This window comes from Streptomyces sp. NPDC020958 (assembly GCF_055562175.1).
This window is the reverse complement of record NZ_JBVHFU010000003.1, coordinates 606,629-624,502: the sequence shown is the minus strand read 5'-3', so window position 1 is coordinate 624,502 and position 17,874 is coordinate 606,629. Positions and strand designations below refer to the sequence as shown.

17 protein-coding genes are annotated in these 17,874 nt (G+C 71.6%); 6 read left to right on the top strand and 11 right to left on the bottom strand.

Annotated elements, in window-relative coordinates; genetic code table 11:
• Window positions 1-58 precede the first annotated feature (58 nt).
• On the top strand, window positions 59-874 hold the full coding sequence (locus ACZ3KP_RS13005; RefSeq protein WP_467498945.1) for a helix-turn-helix domain-containing protein: 816 nt from the start codon (window positions 59-61) through the stop codon (window positions 872-874).
• Here ACZ3KP_RS13005 and ACZ3KP_RS13000 read toward each other — a convergent pair.
• From ACZ3KP_RS13000 to polX, 8 genes are all read right to left on the bottom strand, one after another.
• On the bottom strand, window positions 849-2,192 hold the full coding sequence (locus ACZ3KP_RS13000; protein ID WP_467499264.1) for a nucleobase:cation symporter-2 family protein: 1,344 nt from the start codon (window positions 2,190-2,192) through the stop codon (window positions 849-851). The genes ACZ3KP_RS13005 and ACZ3KP_RS13000 overlap by 26 nt on opposite strands.
• Window positions 2,193-2,465: 273 nt before the next feature.
• Window positions 2,466-3,845, bottom strand: a complete 1,380-nt coding sequence (locus ACZ3KP_RS12995) for an 8-oxoguanine deaminase (RefSeq protein WP_467498943.1) — start codon at window positions 3,843-3,845, stop codon at window positions 2,466-2,468.
• A 12-nt stretch (window positions 3,846-3,857) separates the two neighbouring features.
• Window positions 3,858-4,751, bottom strand: coding sequence for a factor-independent urate hydroxylase (gene pucL, locus ACZ3KP_RS12990; RefSeq protein ID WP_467498941.1), 894 nt, complete (start codon window positions 4,749-4,751; stop codon window positions 3,858-3,860).
• 7 nt (window positions 4,752-4,758) lie between these two features.
• Complete coding sequence (gene uraH / locus ACZ3KP_RS12985; protein WP_132891469.1) at window positions 4,759-5,163, bottom strand: hydroxyisourate hydrolase; 405 nt, start codon at window positions 5,161-5,163, stop codon at window positions 4,759-4,761.
• Between the two features lie 4 nt (window positions 5,164-5,167).
• Window positions 5,168-5,680: a 2-oxo-4-hydroxy-4-carboxy-5-ureidoimidazoline decarboxylase gene (uraD, locus tag ACZ3KP_RS12980; RefSeq protein ID WP_361337488.1), complete on the bottom strand. Its 513-nt coding sequence runs from the start codon at window positions 5,678-5,680 to the stop codon at window positions 5,168-5,170.
• A gap of 104 nt (window positions 5,681-5,784) precedes the next feature.
• Window positions 5,785-6,153 (bottom strand): helix-turn-helix domain-containing protein, encoded by a 369-nt coding sequence (locus tag ACZ3KP_RS12975; RefSeq protein ID WP_132891471.1) that lies wholly within the window; start codon window positions 6,151-6,153, stop codon window positions 5,785-5,787.
• Complete coding sequence (locus tag ACZ3KP_RS12970) at window positions 6,150-6,404, bottom strand: YkoF family thiamine-binding protein (protein ID WP_132891472.1); 255 nt, start codon at window positions 6,402-6,404, stop codon at window positions 6,150-6,152. The genes ACZ3KP_RS12975 and ACZ3KP_RS12970 overlap by 4 nt, the downstream gene beginning before the upstream one ends.
• 47 nt (window positions 6,405-6,451) lie before the next feature.
• Window positions 6,452-8,191, bottom strand: coding sequence for a DNA polymerase/3'-5' exonuclease PolX (gene polX / locus ACZ3KP_RS12965; protein ID WP_467498937.1), 1,740 nt, complete (start codon window positions 8,189-8,191; stop codon window positions 6,452-6,454).
• 132 nt (window positions 8,192-8,323) lie between these two features.
• On the opposite strand from polX, the gene ACZ3KP_RS12960 reads away from it, so the two are divergent.
• From ACZ3KP_RS12960 to ACZ3KP_RS12950, 3 genes are all read left to right on the top strand, one after another.
• Entirely contained in the window at window positions 8,324-9,172 is an 849-nt protein-coding gene (locus ACZ3KP_RS12960) for a TIM barrel protein (RefSeq protein WP_467498935.1), read from the top strand.
• A 38-nt stretch (window positions 9,173-9,210) separates the two neighbouring features.
• Window positions 9,211-10,104 carry a 2-hydroxy-3-oxopropionate reductase gene (locus ACZ3KP_RS12955; protein ID WP_360566799.1) on the top strand — a complete coding sequence of 298 codons (894 nt, stop codon included), beginning with the start codon at window positions 9,211-9,213 and terminating at the stop codon, window positions 10,102-10,104.
• 403 nt (window positions 10,105-10,507) lie between these two features.
• Complete coding sequence (locus ACZ3KP_RS12950) at window positions 10,508-10,753, top strand: hypothetical protein (RefSeq protein ID WP_467498933.1); 246 nt, start codon at window positions 10,508-10,510, stop codon at window positions 10,751-10,753.
• 176 nt (window positions 10,754-10,929) lie between these two features.
• On the opposite strand, the gene gcl is transcribed toward ACZ3KP_RS12950, so the two are convergent.
• Window positions 10,930-12,714 (bottom strand): glyoxylate carboligase, encoded by a 1,785-nt coding sequence (gene gcl / locus ACZ3KP_RS12945; RefSeq protein ID WP_467498931.1) that lies wholly within the window; start codon window positions 12,712-12,714, stop codon window positions 10,930-10,932.
• 199 nt (window positions 12,715-12,913) lie between these two features.
• On the opposite strand from gcl, the gene ACZ3KP_RS12940 reads away from it, so the two are divergent.
• A complete protein-coding gene (locus tag ACZ3KP_RS12940) occupies window positions 12,914-13,585 on the top strand; it encodes a hypothetical protein (RefSeq protein ID WP_467498929.1) in 672 nt (223 codons plus the stop codon).
• A gap of 28 nt (window positions 13,586-13,613) precedes the next feature.
• On the opposite strand, the gene ACZ3KP_RS12935 is transcribed toward ACZ3KP_RS12940, so the two are convergent.
• Together ACZ3KP_RS12935 and ACZ3KP_RS12930 are read right to left on the bottom strand one after the other, a co-directional pair.
• Window positions 13,614-15,230, bottom strand: a complete 1,617-nt coding sequence (locus tag ACZ3KP_RS12935) for an AMP-binding protein (protein WP_467498927.1) — start codon at window positions 15,228-15,230, stop codon at window positions 13,614-13,616.
• Window positions 15,227-16,900 (bottom strand): AMP-binding protein, encoded by a 1,674-nt coding sequence (locus ACZ3KP_RS12930; RefSeq protein ID WP_467498925.1) that lies wholly within the window; start codon window positions 16,898-16,900, stop codon window positions 15,227-15,229. The genes ACZ3KP_RS12935 and ACZ3KP_RS12930 overlap by 4 nt, the downstream gene beginning before the upstream one ends.
• A 128-nt stretch (window positions 16,901-17,028) precedes the next feature.
• Between ACZ3KP_RS12930 and ACZ3KP_RS12925 the strand changes: the two genes are divergently transcribed.
• Entirely contained in the window at window positions 17,029-17,862 is an 834-nt protein-coding gene (locus tag ACZ3KP_RS12925) for a helix-turn-helix transcriptional regulator (protein WP_467498923.1), read from the top strand.
• Window positions 17,863-17,874: the final 12 nt, after the last annotated feature.

The window sequence follows — 17,874 nt, the reverse complement described above, 5'->3', positions numbered from 1 at the left end:
CCGGCACGGCGGGACCGGCCGGACGACCGTGCCGGGCGCTTACGGTGGAGAGGTGCCGATGACCACGACCGAGCCGCTCCCCACCGCACCCGAGGTACTGCGCCCCTGGATCGCCGGGGTGCGGACCATGTCCTTCACGGAACCGCCCGACGGCACGTTCGTCCAGCTGCCCGACGCGGTGACCAAGGTGGTGCTGCGGGTGACGGGTGACGGGCGGCGTGACGTGCTGGCGATCGGGCCGCGGGTGCGCGCCACCTACCACGAGGGGAAGGGGCACATCGCCTGCGTGGAGCTGCGCCTCGCGCCGGGAACGGCCCTGCCCCTGCTGGGAGTCGCGGCCGCCGGGCTGGTCGGCCGGGTGGTGCCGCTGGACCGCCTGCCGGGCGGTGCGGCGCACCGGTTCGCGCGTGAGGTGCGGTGGCTGGACCCTCCAGGGGCGCTGCCGCGGATCGCCGAGGTGCTGTCCGGCCTGCTCGCCGAGCAGGCGGATCCGGCCCGGACGGCGCTGCTGCGGGCGGGGGTGGACGCGCTGTCGGTGCGGATGGACCGGTCGCCCGCGCGGGTGCGCGAGGTGGCCCGCGAACTGGCCGTGAGCGAGCGCCAGTTGCGGAACCTGTTCGCCGAGGGGGTGGGTGTCTCGCCGAAACACTACGCCCGTATCGACCGCGTCCGCGCGGTGGCCACCCGGGCGGGCAGCACCCGCTGGTCCGAACTGGCGGCCGCCACCGGCTACTTCGACCAGTCCCACATGACGACCGACTTCCGCACCCTGATGGGCGTCCCGCCCCGCTCCTACTTCACCGGCCGGCTGCCGGCCGCCACCCCGTGCCAGGCGGTCCGCCGCACGGTCATGGGATCGACTGCGGGGACGTGAGGGGCACGGCTGTCGCTGCCGACTCCCGCGCCTCCGACTCCCTCGCCGCCGCGCGGCGCCCGCCGAGGTGGTTGAAGACCAGGTTCAGCAGTACGGCCGTCACGCACCCCGTGGAGATGCCCGAGTCGAGGACGATCCGGGCGGTCACCGGGAACGCGTGGTAGAAGTCCGGCGCGGTGATCGGGACGATGCCGACGGCCAGCGCGACGGCGACGACCAGGATGTTGTCGCCCTTGTCCAGACCGGCCCTGACCAGCGTCTGGATGCCACTGGCCGCCACCGAGCCGAACAGGACCACGCCCGCGCCGCCCAGCACCGGACGGGGTACGACGGCGATCAGGGCGGCGGCGGCCGGGCACAGGCCCATCAGCACCAGGAAGCCGCCGCCGGCCGCGACCACGAAGCGGCTGCGGATCCGGGTCATCGCGACCAGGCCGATGTTCTGGGCGAAGGCGCTGCACATGAACCCGTTGAAGAACGGGCTGAGGGCCGAGCCGAGGGTGTCGGCGCGCAGCCCCGCCGTGATGGTCCGTTCGTCGGCGGGGCGTCCCACGATCTCGCCCAGCGCCAGCATGTCCGCGGTCGACTCGGTCATCGAGACCACCATCACCACGCACAGGGAGAGGATCGCGGCGAGCTGGAACTGCGGGGCGCCGAAGTGGAAGGGGGTGGGGAAGCCGACCGGGTCCGCGTCCGCGACCGGAGAGAAGTCCGTGACGCCGCACGGGATCGCGATCAGGGTGCCCGCGACCAGACCGATCAGCACGGCGATCTGCTGGACGAACCCGCGCGTGACCCGCCGCAGGAGCAGCACCAGGGCCAGGGTCGCGGCGGCCAGGCCCAGGTACTTCGCCGAACCGTAGTCGGCCGCCGCGGGGTCGGGTCCCTGGGCCCAGCCGAAGGCGACCGGGAGCAGCGAGACGCCGATGAGGGTGATGACGGAGCCGGTGACGACCGGCGGGAAGAAGCGGACCGCCTTGCTGAAGAAGGGGGCGGCGAGGAAGCCGAGGAGGCCGGCGACGATCACCGCGCCGAAGATGACCGGCAGGGCGTCGGACCTGTCGTGGGTGGTGGCGGCGATCGCGGTCATGGGGGCGACACCGGCGAACGTGACGCCGTTGACGAAGGGCAGCCGGGCGCCGATCTTCCAGACGCCGAGGGTCTGCAGGAAGGTGGCGAGGCCCGCGGTGAACAGGCAGGCGCCGGTGAGGAAGGTCAGTTCGGTGCCGGTGAGTCCGACGGCGGCGCCGACGATCAGGGGCGGGGCGACGACTCCGGCGTACATGGCGGCGACGTGCTGCAGACCGGTGGTCGCCATTTTCAGCGGCGGGAGTTTCTCGTCGACGGGATGCACTTCTTGCACAGCGGCTCTCCTCCGGTCGGTTGCGCGGCGGCTCTGGCGCGGGTTCAGGGAGGTGGTGCGTGTTCCAGGTCGTGCGGGACCCGAGAGGAGGACGGTGACCGTTCCCGGGCGCGCGCGAGGAAGCACGCGCCCGGGGGGCGGCCGCCACCGGACCCGTACGGGTCCAGGGCTGCCGGCCGGGAGCCGTCCCTCCCAGCCGGTGCTCAAGTGCCTTACGGAGTCTTGGGGTTACCGTGCGGCGAGCTGGGCGAGGCGTTGGGCCTCGGCCCGGGTGGAGCGGGCGATCGCGTCCTCGTCCACGTGCAGCAGGCGGTTGTCCGCGACGATCTGACGGCCGTTCACGAAGGAGGCGGTGACCGGGGCCGCCGCGCCGAACACCAGGGCGGTCACCGGGTCGGCGATGGAGGCGTGGGCAAGGGTGTCCAGTTTCCAGAGCACCAGGTCGGCGAGCTTGCCGGGTTCGAGGGAGCCGATCTGGTCCCCGCGGCCGAGGATCCGGGCACCGCCGTGGGTGCCGAGGCGCAGGGCCTGACGGGCGTTGAGGGCGGCCTCGCGGTGCGCGCCCAGCCGGTTGATGAGCAGCGCGTTGCGCAGCTCGGTGTGGAGTTCGCCCGACTCGTTGGACGCCGTGCCGTCGACCCCGAGCCCGACCGGGACTCCGGCCGCGAGCATGTCCGGGACCCGGGCGATGCCGGCGGCGAGCCGGGCGTTGGAGGAGGGACAGTGCGCGACGCCGGTCCCCGTACGGGCGAAGGCGGCGATGTCGGAGTCGTTCATGTGGACGCAGTGCGCCATCCACACGTCCTCGCCGAGCCAGCCGGTGGACTCGAAGTAGTCGGTGGGGCCCATGCCGAACAGCTCGTGGCAGAACTTCTCCTCCTCGACCGTCTCCGAACCGTGGGTGTGCAGCCGCACCCCGAGGCGGCGGGCCAACTCGGCACCCTCCCGCAGGAGTTCGGTGGAGACGGAGAACGGGGAGCAGGGCGCGACGGCCACCTGGGTCATCGCGTCGAAGGAGTCGTCGTGGTGTTCCTTGACGGTCGCCTCGGTGGCCGCGAGAGCCCCTTCGAGGCTCTCGACGGCGAAGTCCGGGGGCAGGCCGCCGTCCTTCTCGCTGCGGTCCATGGAGCCGCGGGCGAGGGTGAAGCGGACGCCCGTCTCGCGGGCGGCGCGGATGATCGCGCCGGACAGGTCGCCGGAGCCCTTCGGGTAGACGTAGTGGTGGTCCATCGCGGTGGTGACACCGCCGCGGGCCATCATGGCGAGGGAGCCCTGCGCGGCCGCGTACACCATCGGCTCGTCGATGCGCGCCCAGGTGGGGTAGAGCGCGACCAGCCAGTCGAAGAGGTTGTGGTCGGTGGCCAGCCCCCGGGTGATCCACTGGTAGTAGTGGTGGTGGGTGTTGACCAGGCCGGGGGTGACCAGGTGGCCCGTGGCGTCGATCCGGCGCTCGACGTTCGCCAGGTCTTCGGGGGCCGGGCCCGCCCCGAGGGACTCGATGCGGTTGCCGGCGATCACGACGTGCCCGTCGGCGTACTCGGTGTCGTGGGCGTCGACGGTCGCGATCGAGCAGTTCTCGATGACGGTGCGCTGCGCTTCTGCTGCCATGGTTCGTCCCAATCAGAGGGTGGTGAGGTCCGCCGGGATCCGCGCCGTGCTGCCGTCGCGCAGCACGGTCGCCTCGATCAGCCCGTAGGGGCGGTCGGCCGCGTAGTACACCTCGTTGTCGTTCTTGAGGCCGAACGGCTCCAGGTCCACCAGGAAGTGGTGCTTGTTCGGGAGCGAGAAGCGGATCTCGTCGATCTCGCCGCGGTTGTCGATGACGCGGGAGCCCATCTGGTACAGGGTCTGCTGCAGCGAGAGGGAGTAGGTCTCGGCGAAGGCCTGGAGCAGGTGCCGGCGGGTCCCCTCGTAGGACTGCTCCCAGTCGGGTGCCTCCTGCTCGTCGTCGGTCCAGTTGAACCGCCAGCGGGCGGAGACCTCGGTGGCCAGGATGCGGTCGTACGCCTCGGGCAGGGTCGTGTACTTGTCCTTGACGAAGCCCCAGAACTCCGAGTCGGTCGAGTTCATCACCACGAGGTCCTTGAGTCCGGAGACGACCTCCCACGACTCGCCGTCGTAGGTGACCTGGGTGAGCCGGGTCTCCTGGCCCTTGCGGACGAAGGAGTGGGCGCCCTTGCCGGCGTGCTCGATCCGCTCCCAGCCGTACTCCTCGACACGGATGCGGGCCCGGTGGATCGGCTCCTGCGAGGTCACGAAGTGCCGGGCGAGATGGATCCCGAACTGCTCGGGCGACTCGACGCCGTGCTCCTTGGCGAACGCGTACACCGTGTTCTTGGTGGTGTCGGTCGGCAGGACGCTGGCGTTGGAGCCGGAGTAGTGGACCTCGTCCATGTCGCCGGAGAGCGACACGGAGACGTTCAGGTCCCTGATGTGGTGGGTGGCGCCGTCCCGTGTGATCTTCACGACCCGGTTCTCGGCCTTGCCGTACTGGTTCTGTCCCAGGATGGGCATGTGTCTGCTAGCTCCCTCGGTAAACGGAGTAGCCGAACGGGTTGAGCAGCAGCGGTACGTGGTAGTGCTCGCCCGGTACGACGGCGAACGTGATCGCCACCTCCGGGAAGAACACGGCCGGTCCGCTGTCCCGATTCGCGGGGGCGTCCTGCTGCGCATCGGCTTGCTTCTTCGCGGACTTCTCGAAGTACGGCTCGACGGCGAAGTCGAGCCGTACGTGTGTCGTGCCCTCCGGTGGTTCCGGAAGGTCCTTGCACCGGCCGTCCGCGTCGGTCGCGGAGCCGCCGAGCGCCTGCCAGGGGGCGTCGGGGCCGCCGCGGGCGGCGAGCCGGACGGCGATCCCGGCCGCGGGACGGCCGACGCTGGTGTCCAGGACGTGGGTGGACACGGAGGCGCTGGTGCTGGTGGTCATGGTGTCAGGCGTCCTCTTCGACGAGTCGGGCCAGCCGGATGCGGTTGATCTTCCCCAGCTCGGTGCGGACGATCTCCCGTTCCTGCTCCGGCGAGTTGCCGATCCGCGCCCTGACCGCGTCCCGCATCTCCTCGGCGCCGCGACCGGTGGCGCAGATCAGGAAGACGTGGCCGAACCGCTCCTGGTAGGCCAGGTTGAGTTCGAGCATCTCCGCGCGGAGCGCGTCGGGGGCGCCGGCCATGCCGGACTGCTCCCGGGCCGAGGTCGGATCACCCGGTTTCGGGCGGCCGATGGGCGGGTGCCCGGCCATGGCCTCGGCCAGGTCCGCCGCGGTCAGCTCGGCCGTGGCGGCGTCGCTGGCGGCGCCCAGGGCCTCGGGGGTGGCGTAGGGGCGGCCGGCGAGCAGGCGCCGCACCCATGCCGTGGAGGCACACGCCTCGTGGAGGGCGGCGGCGGCCGCGTGCTCCTCGAGAACGTTGAACCGGGCCAGACCCGGGGGCGTGGAAGTCGACGTCACGGGAGCCTCCGTGGCCGTTGGCGGCCTTCGTGCTGAACGGACTGCGGTCAGCTAACGCCCTCCGGAACACCGAGTCAACACTTTGTTGAAAATTCGGCGGCCCGTCAGCTCTCCTTGTCCCGGTTCAGGTAGTTGTACACGGTGAAGCGGCTCACGCCGAGGGCGCTCGCCACGGTCTCCACGCCGTGCCGTACCGAGAAGGCGCCCCGTGCCTCCAGTGTGCGCACGACCTCCTGCTTCGCCTTGCGGTCGAGGTCGGCGAGCGGCTTGCCCTGCTTGCGCTCCATGGCGGCCAGGATGTGGTCGAGGGAGTCGGCGAGCTGCGGCAGCCGCACGGCGACCGCGTCGACGCCCTCCCAGGCGAGCACGACGTCGTCGGGACCGGCCTCGTCGGGCGGGAGCAGTTCCCCGCCCATGGCGTCGACCAGCGGCTTCACGGCCGTGATGAAGGGCTCGTCGCCGTTTCCGGTCATTGCCGGCCGCCCTCTCCCACCACGTTGACCTGGAGCGAGATCCGGGTGGCCCCGGCCTGCAGGGCCCTGCGCAGCAGCGTGTCCACGGCGGTGAGCACGGCGTCCGAGCCGCCCTCCGCCGTGTTCCCGAACGGGCCGACGTCCACCGCGTCCAGCTGCGCGCCCTCGATGACCTCCCGGGCGACCAGCGCGTGCGCGGGGGCCTCGTCGAGGTCGAAGGGCTCGGTCGTGAACTCCACTCTCAATCGCACGGGCACAACCTAACGCGCGGCAGGGTTCTTCGGGCAGTCCTCCCGGGTCACCGGCCCTTGCGCAGGAAACTCCGCAGCCGCCGCTCGGGCCAGGTGTTGATCACGTCGTCCGCGGTGAGCCAGCCGCGCTGGGCGGTGCCGATGCCGTAGCGCATGGTGTCGAGGTGCGGGACGGCGTGCGCGTCGCTGTTCACGGCGAACCGCACGCCGTGCCTGCGGGCCCGCAGGATGTCCTCGTCGCGCAGGTCGAGGCGGTCCGGGTGGGCGTTGATCTCCAGGGCGGTACCGGTGCGGGCGCAGGCGGCGAAGACCGCGTCGAGGTCGGCGTCGACGGGAGGCCGCCTGCCGATGAGGCGGGTGGTGGGGTGCCCGATGATGTTCACGTACGGGTTGTCGCAGGCCCGCACCAGGCGCCGGGTCAGGGCTTCGCGGCTCTGGTTGAAGTGGGAGTGGACCGAGGCCACGCACAGGTCGAAACCGGCGAGGAAGTCGTCGGGCCAGTCCACCTCGCCCGCGGGGCCGATGTTCAGCTCGGTGCCGTGCAGCAGCCGCAGGCCGCCGCGCCGGCCCCGGGTCGGGCAGGTGCCGTCGAGGGCGCGGACCTGCTCGCGCTGGGCGAGCATCCGCTCGTCGGTCATGCGTTGCATGGCCATGTCGGGTGCGTGGTCGGTGATCGCGTAGTAGGCGTAGCCGCGCCGGGCGGCGGCCTCGACCATCTCCGTGAGCGGGGCGAGGCCGTCGGTGAGGTCAGTGTGGGTGTGCAGGTCGCCCCGCAGGTCCGCCTCGGTCACCAGGTCGGGCAGTTCGCCGCGCAGGCCGGCCTCGATCTCCCCCCGGTCCTCGCGCAGGGTGGGCGGGATCCACGGCAGGCCGAGGCGGTCGTACACCTCCTCCTCGGTCCGGGAGACGGTCCTCGCGCCGCTCTCGACGTCGAACAGGCCGTACTCGGAGAGCTTGAGCCGGTGGTGCACGGCCCGTTCCCGGGTGCGGATGTTGTGGGCCTTCGAGCCGGTGAAGTACTGGAGCGCGGCGCCCCAGGAGTCCGGCGGTACGACCCGCAGGTCGACGGCGAGTCCCCGGTCGGTGCGCACGGACGTCTTCTTCTCGCCCTGCCCGATGACCTCCGTGACGTACGGCAGCGCGGTGAAGGCCCGCATGACGGGGGCCGGCCGCCGCGCCGCCACGAGGACGTCGATGTCGCCGATCGTCTCGCGCATCCGGCGCAGCGATCCGGCGTAGGCGCAGCGCTCGCAGCCGGGCACGGCGGACAGCGCGGCGACGACGTCCTCGGCCAGGCCCATGGCCACGTCGAGCCGCACCCGGCCGCCGGCCGACCTGAGCAGTTCGATGCCGTGCAGGATGTTCTGCTCGGTCTTCGGTCCGAAGCCCTTGAGGTCGCGCAGCCGTTCCTGGTGGATGGCGTCGGCGAGTTCGTCGACCGAGCGGACGCCGAGCTCCTCGTAGAGGGCCAGCGCCTTCCGGGGCCCGAGGGTGGGGACGGCGGTCAGCCGCCGGACGCCCGCCGGGATCTTCGCGCGCAGGTCCTCCACGGCCGCCACCCGGCCGTCGGCGAGGAACTCCAGGATCTTGTGTGCGAGGGACTTTCCGACGTTCGGGATCTCCTGGAGTCCCTTGAGGTCGAGCGTGGCGACGTCGGCGTGGTGGCCGCCGACCGAACGGGCGGCCTTCTCGTAGACGCGCGCCTTGAACGCGTCTCCGCCGGTGATCGAGATCAGGTCCGCGTACTCCTGGAACAGCGCGGCGACCTCGTCGTTGGACCGGGCCATGCCTTCAGGGTAGGGCGCGGTCGCGCGCGGACGCTCTTGACATCCTTCCCCGACCACAGGCAGTCTTCCATTAAGCAGAAACGAACTTCCGCAATACGGAAACTCGAACAACGGAAGGGAGCATCGGCCTCCATGCCGGGTTTCGCACGGAGCACCGCCGCAGAGCAGCGCTTCACCGTCAACCTGTCGATCCTCTTCACGGAACTCCCGCTGCTCGAACGCCCCGCGGCCGCCGCCGCGGCCGGCTTCACCGCGGTCGAGCTGTGGTGGCCCTGGGCCGACTCCCCCACCCCCGCACGCTCCGAACTCGACGCGCTGCGCGGCGCAATCACGGACGCGGGCGTCCGGCTCACCGGCCTGAACTTCTACGCCGGACAGCTGCCGGGACCCGACCGCGGCGCCCTGTCGGTCCCGGGCGAGGAGTCGGAGCGGTTCCGCGCCAACCTCGACGTGGCGGCCGGTTTCGCACACTCGCTCGGCTGCCGGTCGCTCAACGCCCTGTACGGCAACCGCGTGGCCGGCACGGACCCGGCCGAGCAGGACGCGCTGGCGCTGGAGAACCTGGTCCGCGCGGCAGCGGCGGCCGACCGCGTCGGCGCGGTCCTGCTGATCGAGGCGCTCAACGCACCGGAGTCACCGCGGTACCCGCTGGTGTCGGCGCCGGCCGCCGTCGCGGTCGTCGACCGGGTGAACGAGGCATCGGGACTCGGCAACGCACGCTTCCTGATGGACCTCTACCACCTGTCCGTGAACGGCGAGGACCTCCCGTCGGTGATCGAGCGGTACGCCGCGAAGACCGGCCATGTGCAGATCGCCGACAACCCGGGCCGCGGCGCCCCCGGCACCGGCTCCCTCCCCCTGGCGGAACTCCTCGGCCGGCTGCGGAAGGCCGGTTACGACGGCTGGGTGGGCCTGGAGTACAAGGCGGGCGACCGCCCGAGCTCCGAGGCCTTCGACTGGCTCCCCCGCGAAGCGCGCTGAACTCCCCCATTGCAGAGCAGTCAGAGAGGCACCCCGACATGACCGACACGCTGCCCAAGATCGCCTGGATAGGCCTCGGCATCATGGGCTCACCGATGTCCGAGAACCTCCTCAAGGCGGGTTACGACGTCACCGGGTTCACCCTGGAGCAGGACAAGCTGGACCGGCTGGCCGCCGCGGGCGGCACCGCCGCGGCCTCGATCGCCGACGCGGTGCGCGACGCCGACGTGGTCATCACGATGGTGCCCGCGTCACCGCAGGTCGAGGCCGTCGCCTACGGCCCGGACGGCATCCTGGCGAACGCCCGCCCCGGCACCCTGCTCATCGACATGTCGTCCATCACCCCCGAGACCTCCGTCGCCCTGGCGAAGGCCGCCGCGGACAAGGGCCTGCGCGTCCTGGACGCACCCGTGTCGGGCGGCGAGGCGGGCGCCGTGGAGGCCGTGCTGTCCATCATGGTCGGCGGCGAGCAGGCCGACTTCGACCGCGCGAAGCCCGTCTTCGAGGCGCTCGGCAGGACCGTCGTGCTGTGCGGTCCGCACGGCTCGGGCCAGACCGTGAAGGCGGCGAACCAGCTCATCGTCGCCGTGAACATCCAGGCGTGCGCCGAGGCCGTCGTCTTCCTGGAGAAGTCCGGGGTGGACCTGGCGGCCGCGCTCGACGTCCTGGGCGGCGGCCTGGCCGGCTCGACCGTGCTGGCACGCAAGAGGGACAACTTCCTGAACCGCGACTTCGAGCCGGGCTTCCGCATCGACCTGCACCACAAGGACATGGGCATCGTGACCGACGCGGCCCGCCGCGTCGGGGCGGCCCTGCCGGTCGGCGCCGTGGTGGCGCAGCTGGTCGCCTCCCTGCGCGCGCAGGGCGACGGCGGCCTGGACCACTCCGCGCTGCTGCGCTCGGTCGAGCGCCTGTCCGGCGCACGGGTCTGAGCAGCGTCCCGAGACTTCCGGGCGGCGCCGCCGCCGACATCTGTCCTGTCGCGCCCAGGCGTCGGCGCCGCCCGGAAACCCACGTCGACGAAGCGTCGACGCTCTGCCCGGCAGCGGCCGGGCAGGGCCCACGAACGGCCCGCGACCACCGGGCGGCCCGGATGAGGGGTGGCCGTCCGGACCGGTGCGCGGGCGGGGCGAGGACCGCGGCGGCGTGCGAGCCAGTGCGGTGGTGAAGGAACCGGGGCCCCTTCCCGACCAGAGGGAAGGCCGCTCCGGCTCCGTCGCACCCGCCGCGGTCCCAGCCGTCCAGCGAACCCGTAGGACACGCGCCGGAGGCGGACACCACCCGCGTCCGGCGCTTCGGCGTGCGTTCGTGCCCCCGCCGCAGGAGCCTTGAGGCATGACAGCAGCACACCCACCGACGAAGTTCCCCCGCATCGTCGTGCACGCGCCCGCCCTGGACGGGTCCCGGCGGGTCACCGAGGGGGACGTGACCCTGGGCATCGCCTCGCACCTGGACGACGTCATCGAGATCCTGCGGATGGCCGACCTGGACCGCATCGAGGTCGAGGAGAGCGACCTCATCGAGTGGCAGGGCGGCGGCCCCGACGACTGGCCGGGACTGTCCGAGCACCCCGAACCCTGACGTAGCGGCACGAATGCGGCGGCCGATCCTCAAATTATCCTCTGAACGTCGTTCAGCATGCTTCAACAGCCCGAGGCGTCGGGCATATTCAGCGCACAAGGAGCCCGCCGACACGGGGGCGGCGGGCTCCTCCTGGGACTTCTCTCCGGACTTCTCTTCGCAGGCGACGCGAGCGGTCAGACCCGCAGGGCCCTGATGGCCGTCGGGGCGTGTCCCGGTTCAGTCGCGAGTTCCTCGAACTCGACCACGTCCGAGATGTCGTTGGTGGTCGACATGGAGATGTCGGTGACCCGCTCCAGGATCGCCTCCACCACGACCGGCACCCGGTGCTCGGCGGCCAGCTTCTTGGCCTGCTCGAAGGCCGTGCCCAGGTCCGCCGGGTCGAGGACCCGGATCGCCTTGCAGCCGAGGCCCTCGGCGACCTTGACGTGGTCGACGCCGTAGACGCCCAGCTCGGGCGAGTTGATGTTCTCGAACTCCAGCTTGACCTGGAAGTCGATGTCGAACGCCCGCTGCGCCTGCCGGATCAGGCCCAGGTAGGAGTTGTTGACCAGCACATGGATGTACGGGATCTTGTGCTGCGCGCCGACCGCCAGTTCCTCCAGCATGAACTGGAAGTCGTAGTCCCCGGAGAGGGCCACCACCGGCGCCTCGGGGTCGGCCTTCGCCACGCCGAGGGCGGCCGGGATCGTCCAGCCGAGCGGCCCCGCCTGACCGCAGTTGATCCAGTGCCGGGGCCGGAAGACGTGCAGCATCTGGGCGCCGGCGATCTGCGAGAGGCCGATCGTGGAGACGTACCGGGTCCCCGGACCGAAGGCCCGGTTCATCTCCTCGTAGACCCGCTGCGGCTTGATCGGGATGTCGTCGAAGTGGGTACGGCGCTGGAGGGTGGCCTTCTTCCGCTGCACGCGGGCGGCCCAGGCGGTCCGGTCGGGCAGCTCGCCCGCCGCCTTCAACTCCCGTGCCACCGCGACGAACAGCTCCAGCGCCGCCTTCGCGTCGGAGGCGATGCCGAAGTCCGGGGCGAAGATCCGGCCGATCTGGGTCGGCTCGACGTCGACGTGGACGAACGTCCGGCCGGCCGTGTAGACGTCCAGCCTGCCGGTGTGCCGGTTGGCCCAGCGGTTGCCGATGCCGAGGACGAAGTCGGACTCCAGGAACGTCGCGTTGCCGTAGCGGTGCGAGGTCTGCAGGCCCACCATGCCGGCGTTCAGCTCGTGGTCGTCGGGGAGCACGCCCCAGCCCATCAGGGTCGGGACGACCGGGACGCCGGTCAACTCGGCGAACTCCACGAGGAGTTCCGCGGCATCGGCGTTGATGACCCCGCCGCCCGCGACGATCAGCGGACGCTCGGCCGCGTTCAGCATCCCGGTCGCCTTCTCGATCTGGGCGCGGGTGGCGGCGGGCTTGTAGACGGGCAGCGGCTCGTACGTGTCCGGGTCGAACTCGATCTCGGTGAGCTGGACGTCGATCGGCAGGTCGACGAGGACGGGACCGGGACGACCGGAGCGCATCAGGTGGAAGGCCTGCTGGAAGACGCCCGGCACCTGGGCCGCCTCCAGCACGGTGACCGCCATCTTCGTCACCGGCTTGGCGATGGCGGCGATGTCGACCGCCTGGAAGTCCTCCTTGTGCATCACCGCGGTGGGGGCCTGGCCGGTGATGCAGAGGATGGGGACGGAGTCCCCGGTGGCCGAGTACAGGCCGGTGATCATGTCGGTGCCGGCGGGACCCGACGTGCCGATGCAGACCCCGATGTTGCCGGGCCGGGTACGGGTGTAGCCCTCGGCCATGTGCGAGGCGCCCTCGACATGGCGGGCGAGGGTGTGGGTGATGGCGCCGGAGGCCTTGAGCGCCGCGTAGAAGGGGTTGATCGCCGCGCCGGGCACTCCGAACGCATCGGTGACGCCCTCGCGCCTGAGGATTTCGACTGCCGCGCGGGCAGCGGTCATACGAGCCATCGAGAACTCCTGCTTTCGGCTGTCGGATGCCTGCTCCCGGCGCGCCCCGCGGTGAGCGGAATTCCGTATTACGGAAAATAACTTCTACTATCTGGAATCAATGTAGGTGGGGGTGCGAAGGTCGTCAAGAGACGGACAACCGGGCCCCGGCAGGAGCACCATGGGACGGCTGAACCGACGCGACGCCTGAGGTGGGGCCATGTCCGAGAGCGTGCCGGTGCGCTGTCCGGCCTGTCGGCGCGAGCACGTCTACACCGCGCCCTCCTATCCGTGCGCCTGTGGCGCGCCGGTCACCCCGAGCCTCGACGGCACGGCCGACGTGACGGCGGTGGCGCACCGCGCGTGGGACGAGGACTGGGTGACGGTGAGCTGCGGTTCCTGCGGCCGCCGGGACCAGTGGCCGCAGCCGGAGGTGGGCTGCCCGTGCGGGGCGGTGCTGCGCGTCCCGGTCGCCGGCACCGCGTCCGCGCCGGCGCCCGGACCCGCACCCCGGGGCGCCTTCCGCCCCGTGACGATCCGCACCGCCCGGGACGCGGTCACGGCCGCCGCGCTCTATCTGCGCTGGCTCGGCTACCGGGACGTCCGCCGCGCGGACCAGCGGCCGTCGTCCGGGGTCGGGCTGGCCGCACGGGGGCTGGTGGCGCAGGTGGAGCCGGCCCTGCGGGCGGCCTCGCGACGGGATGTGGAGTGCCTGTGGCTGACGGCGCTGTCGGAGGAGGCCGGCTGCGCGTACTTCTCCCTCGCGGGGTACGCCGAGGACGCCCGCGCGTGTGCGGACGACCTGGGCGTACCGCTGTTCGTGCTGGACCTCACGGGCACGCCGCAGGCGGTCAACAGTCCCGCCGACGAGCTGCGTGCGTCAGGTGCGTGAGGATTCCGCGGGGGGACCCCCAGCGCCCCTACGGGGCGCTGTACCGATCCCGTAGTTCGATCTTCCGTACCTTGCCCGAGACCGTCATCGGGAAGTCCTCCAGGATCTGGATCCTGGTCGGCACCTTGTAGTGGGCCAGGCGGCCCGCGCAGAACTCGCGCAGGTCCGCCAGGGTCGGTGGGGCCGCCGGGTCGTGCGGGATGACGCAGGCCAGGACCTCCTCGCCGTACGTCTCGTGCGGTACCCCGACCACCTGGACGTCGCGGACCGCGGGGTGGCCGTGGAGGAACTCCTCGATCTCGCGCGGGTAGATGTTCTCCCCACCCCGGATGATCATGTCCTTGATACGGCCGACGATCTCGACGTACCCGTCCTCGCGCATCGTCGCCAGGTCGCCGGTGTGCATCCAGCGTCCGGGGTCGACGGCCTCCGCGGTGCGCTCGGGCTCGTTCCAGTAGCCGAGCATCACGCTGTAGCCGCGGGTGCACAGCTCACCGGCGGTGCCGCGCGGCCGGGTGATCCCGGTGGCCGGGTCGACGACCTTGACCTCCAGATGCGGCAGGACCCGGCCGACCGTGCCGGTACGGTGTTCGAGGTCGTCGTCGATCCGGGTCCCCAGCGAGACCGGGCTGGTCTCCGTCATGCCGTAGCAGATGGAGACCTCCGCCATGTGCATCTCGGCGACCACCCGCTTCATCACCTCGACCGGACAGGGCGAGCCCGCCATGATGCCGGTGCGCAGCGTGGAGAGGTCGTAGGAGGCGAAGCCGGGGAGGTTCAGCTCCGCGATGAACATGGTCGGCACGCCGTACAGCGAGGTGCAGCGCTCCTGCTGGACCGCCTCCAGGGTGGCCTTCGGATCGAAGGACGGGGCCGGGATCACCATGCAGGCGCCGTGCGAGGTGGCCGCGAGGTTGCCCATCACCATGCCGAAGCAGTGGTAGAAGGGGACGGGGATGCAGATCCGGTCCTGCTCCGTGTAGGAGACCAGTTCCCCGACGAAATAACCGTTGTTGAGGATGTTGTGGTGGGAGAGCGTGGCGCCCTTCGGGAAGCCGGTGGTGCCCGAGGTGTACTGGATGTTGATGGGGTCGTCGCAGGACAACTCCGCCGCACGGGAGCGCAGTTCCTCCCGGCTGCCGGACGTCCCGCGCGACGCCAGCGCGTCCCAGCTGCGGTCTCCGACATACACGGTCTCCCGCAACTGCGGGCACCGGCCGCGCACGTCCTCGACCATCGCCCGGTAGTCGCTGCTCTTGTGACTGAGCGAGGCGAACAGCAGGGAGATCCCTGCCTGGTTGAGGACGTACTCGACCTCGTGGGCGCGGTAGGCCGGGTTGATGTTGACCATGATCGCGCCGATCCGGGCGGTGGCGTACTGCACCAGCACCCACTCGGGGCAGTTGACCGCCCAGATGCCCACCCGGTCGCCCTTGGCGATCCCGCTCGCGAGCAGCGCCTGCGCCAACCGGTCCACGTCGGCGGTGAGTTCGGCGTACGTCCAGCGGCGCCCGGAGGCCACGTCCACCAGCGCCTCACGGTCGGGCCACCTGGCCGCCGTGCGGTCGAGGTTGGCGCCGATCGTGTCGCCGAGCAGGGCGGTGCCGCCGGTGCCGTGGGTGTAGGACAGTTCCTCGGAGGTCACCGGAAGTCCTCCTCGCGGTACTCCTCGGCCGAGCCCGCCGCGGTGGCCTCGCGCAGCTCGATCCGGCGGATCTTGCCGGACACCGTCTTGGGCAGCGGGGCGAACTCCAGCCTGCGGATGCGCTTGTACGGCGCCAGGACCTGCCGGGAGTGCTCGAAGAGCACCTTCGCGGTGTCCGCGCCGGGCGCCCAGCCCGCGGCCAGCACGATGTACGCCTTGGGCACGGCGAGCCGCAACTCGTCCGGCGCCGGCACGACGGCCGCCTCGGCCACCGCCTCGTGTTCGAGCAGCGCGCTCTCCAGCTCGAACGGGCTGATCTTGTAGTCCGAGGCCTTGAACACGTCGTCCGCGCGGCCGACGTAGGTGATGTAGCCGTCCTCGTCCCGGGAGCCGATGTCGCCGGTGCGGTAGTAGCCGCCTGCCATCGCCTCCGCCGTACGGTCGGCGTCGCCGTGGTACCCGGTCATCAGGCCCACCGGCCGCGCCGCCAGGTCGAGGGCGATCTCGCCCTCCGCCGCACCCGGCGCGCCCGACACCGGGTCGAGCAGTTCCACGCGGTACCCGGGGCTCGGGCGGCCCATCGAGCCGGTCTTCAGCGGCTGCCCCGGGCTGTTGGAGACCTGCACGGCCGTCTCCGTCTGGCCGAACCCGTCCCGGATGGTGACGTTCCAGGCCCGGCGGACCTGCTCGATCACCTCGGGGTTGAGCGGCTCGCCGGCCGCCACGACCTCCCTGGGCGGGGTGGCCAGCTGGGTGAGGTCGGCCTGGATCAGCATCCGCCACACGGTCGGCGGGGCACAGAAGGAGGTCACCCCGTGCCGGTCCATCTCGGCCATCAGCCGGCCCGCGTCGAAGCGCGCGTAGTTGTGGATGAAGACGGTGGCCTCGGCGTTCCAGGGCGCGAACAGGTTCGACCAGGCGTGCTTGGCCCAGCCCGGTGAGGAGATGTTCAGGTGGACGTCGCCGGGCTTGAGGCCGATCCAGTACATGGTGGCCAGGTGCCCGATGGGGTACGAGGTGTGGGTGTGCTCGACCAGCTTGGGGTGGGCGGTGGTGCCCGAGGTGAAGTAGAGCATCAGCGGGTCGTCGGCGAGGGTCGGGCCGTCCGGCACGAAGTCGGCGGCGGCGACGTACGCGTCCTCGTACGGCTCCCAGCCCGCCACCGGCACCCCGCCCACCGCGATCCGGGTGTAGGCCCCCGGCACCTCGTCGAACTTCGCGGCGTCCTCGGCGCGTACAAGCACGTGCTTCACCCGGCCCCGGTCGACGCGGTCGCGCAGGTCGGCCGGGCCGAGCAGCGGGGTCGCCGGGATGACGACGGCACGCAGCTTCATCGCGGCGAGCGCGGTCTCCCACAGCTCTGCCTGGTTGCCGAGCATGACGAGGATGCGGTCCTCGGGCTCGACGCCCCGGGCGCGCAGGTGGTTCGCGACCCGGTCGGAGCGCTCGGCCAGCTCGGCGAAGGACAGCTTCGTCTCGGAGCCGTCCTCCTCCACGATGTGCAGGGCGGTGCGGTCGTTGCCCTCGGCGATGACGTCGAACCAGTCGAGCGCCCAGTTGAAGTGGTCCGGACGCGGCCACTCGAAACCCTCGTAGGCGGTGGCGTAGTCCGTCCGGTGTTCCAGCAGGAAGTCCCGTGCCCTGCGGAAGTCCTCCGTCGCACTCGTCATACGCGTCTCCTTCGGTACCGGACCATTGCCGGGCGGCTCTCTGGCATCGTGTAATCCGTGATGCAGGTCTCACTACCCCCGAACGGGGGTGTGGACCGCACGAGGCCGGGGTCGAAGGGGCAACGCAGGTGGCAGCAGAGGTCGCGGGGGCGGTCGAGATACGCGGTGCGCTGGCCAGGCTCCGGCGTGTCACCGGGCTCCCCATCGCCTTCGGCGGACTGGTCGAGGCGGGCCGGCCGCAGATGCGGATCAGCGAGCTGAGCGGCACCCACACGATGTCCCTGCGCTCGCTCGCGGTGATCTCGGGCAACGGTCTGGGCGGCAAGGCGGTGGCGCTGGCCCGGCCGTGCGCGGTCACCGACTACTCCGTCTCCCGGCAGATCAGCCACGAGTACGACATCCCGGTGGCGGCCGAGGGCATCCGCTCGGTCCTCGCCGTACCGGTGGTGGTGCGGCGCCGGGTGCGGGGCGTGCTGTACGGGGCGCTGCGCACGGCCCAGCCGCTCGGTGACCGGACGCTGGGCGCGGCGGTGGCGGCGGCCCGGGACGTGGAACAGGCGCTGGTCGTGCAGGACGAGGCCCGGGGGCTGCTGGCCGCGGCGCGGCCGGAACCCGCCGTCGTGGCGGAGCCCGGAGCCGCGTGGGAGCAGGTGCGGGAGGCGCACGCGGCGCTGCGGGCGCTGGCGCCGCGGATCACCGACCCCGAACTGCGCGCCGAACTCCTGGCCGCCTGCGGTCTGCTGACCACCTCGGCCCCGGCCACCGGGGCCACCCTGGCCCCTCGTGAGCTGGACGTCCTCACCTGGGTGGCGGCGGGCGCGACCAACGCGGCGGTGGCCGAACGGCTGGGGCTGCGGCCCGAGACGGTCAAGGGCTATCTGCGTTCGGCGATGCGGAAGCTGGGCGCGCACACCCGGGGGGAGGCGGTGTCGACGGCTCGTCGCACGGGGTTGCTGCCATAGCCCCCCTTCATG

What these genes read in the sequence shown, in the direction of transcription:
- ACZ3KP_RS12975 (WP_132891471.1), bottom strand. Translation starts at nt 6,153, where the DNA reads ATGACCGGAAACGGCGACGAGCCCTTCATCACGGCCGTGAAGCCGCTG.
- ACZ3KP_RS13005 (WP_467498945.1), top strand. Translation starts at nt 59, where the DNA reads ATGACCACGACCGAGCCGCTCCCCACCGCACCCGAGGTACTGCGCCCC.
- ACZ3KP_RS12930 (WP_467498925.1), bottom strand. Translation starts at nt 16,900, where the DNA reads ATGACGAGTGCGACGGAGGACTTCCGCAGGGCACGGGACTTCCTGCTG.
- uraH (WP_132891469.1), bottom strand. Translation starts at nt 5,163, where the DNA reads ATGACCACCAGCACCAGCGCCTCCGTGTCCACCCACGTCCTGGACACC.
- polX (WP_467498937.1), bottom strand. Translation starts at nt 8,191, where the DNA reads ATGGCCCGGTCCAACGACGAGGTCGCCGCGCTGTTCCAGGAGTACGCG.
- ACZ3KP_RS12955 (WP_360566799.1), top strand. Translation starts at nt 9,211, where the DNA reads ATGACCGACACGCTGCCCAAGATCGCCTGGATAGGCCTCGGCATCATG.
- pucL (WP_467498941.1), bottom strand. Translation starts at nt 4,751, where the DNA reads ATGCCCATCCTGGGACAGAACCAGTACGGCAAGGCCGAGAACCGGGTC.
- ACZ3KP_RS12960 (WP_467498935.1), top strand. Translation starts at nt 8,324, where the DNA reads ATGCCGGGTTTCGCACGGAGCACCGCCGCAGAGCAGCGCTTCACCGTC.
- gcl (WP_467498931.1), bottom strand. Translation starts at nt 12,714, where the DNA reads ATGGCTCGTATGACCGCTGCCCGCGCGGCAGTCGAAATCCTCAGGCGC.
- ACZ3KP_RS13000 (WP_467499264.1), bottom strand. Translation starts at nt 2,192, where the DNA reads ATGGCGACCACCGGTCTGCAGCACGTCGCCGCCATGTACGCCGGAGTC.
- ACZ3KP_RS12940 (WP_467498929.1), top strand. Translation starts at nt 12,914, where the DNA reads ATGTCCGAGAGCGTGCCGGTGCGCTGTCCGGCCTGTCGGCGCGAGCAC.
- ACZ3KP_RS12995 (WP_467498943.1), bottom strand. Translation starts at nt 3,845, where the DNA reads ATGGCAGCAGAAGCGCAGCGCACCGTCATCGAGAACTGCTCGATCGCG.
- ACZ3KP_RS12950 (WP_467498933.1), top strand. Translation starts at nt 10,508, where the DNA reads ATGACAGCAGCACACCCACCGACGAAGTTCCCCCGCATCGTCGTGCAC.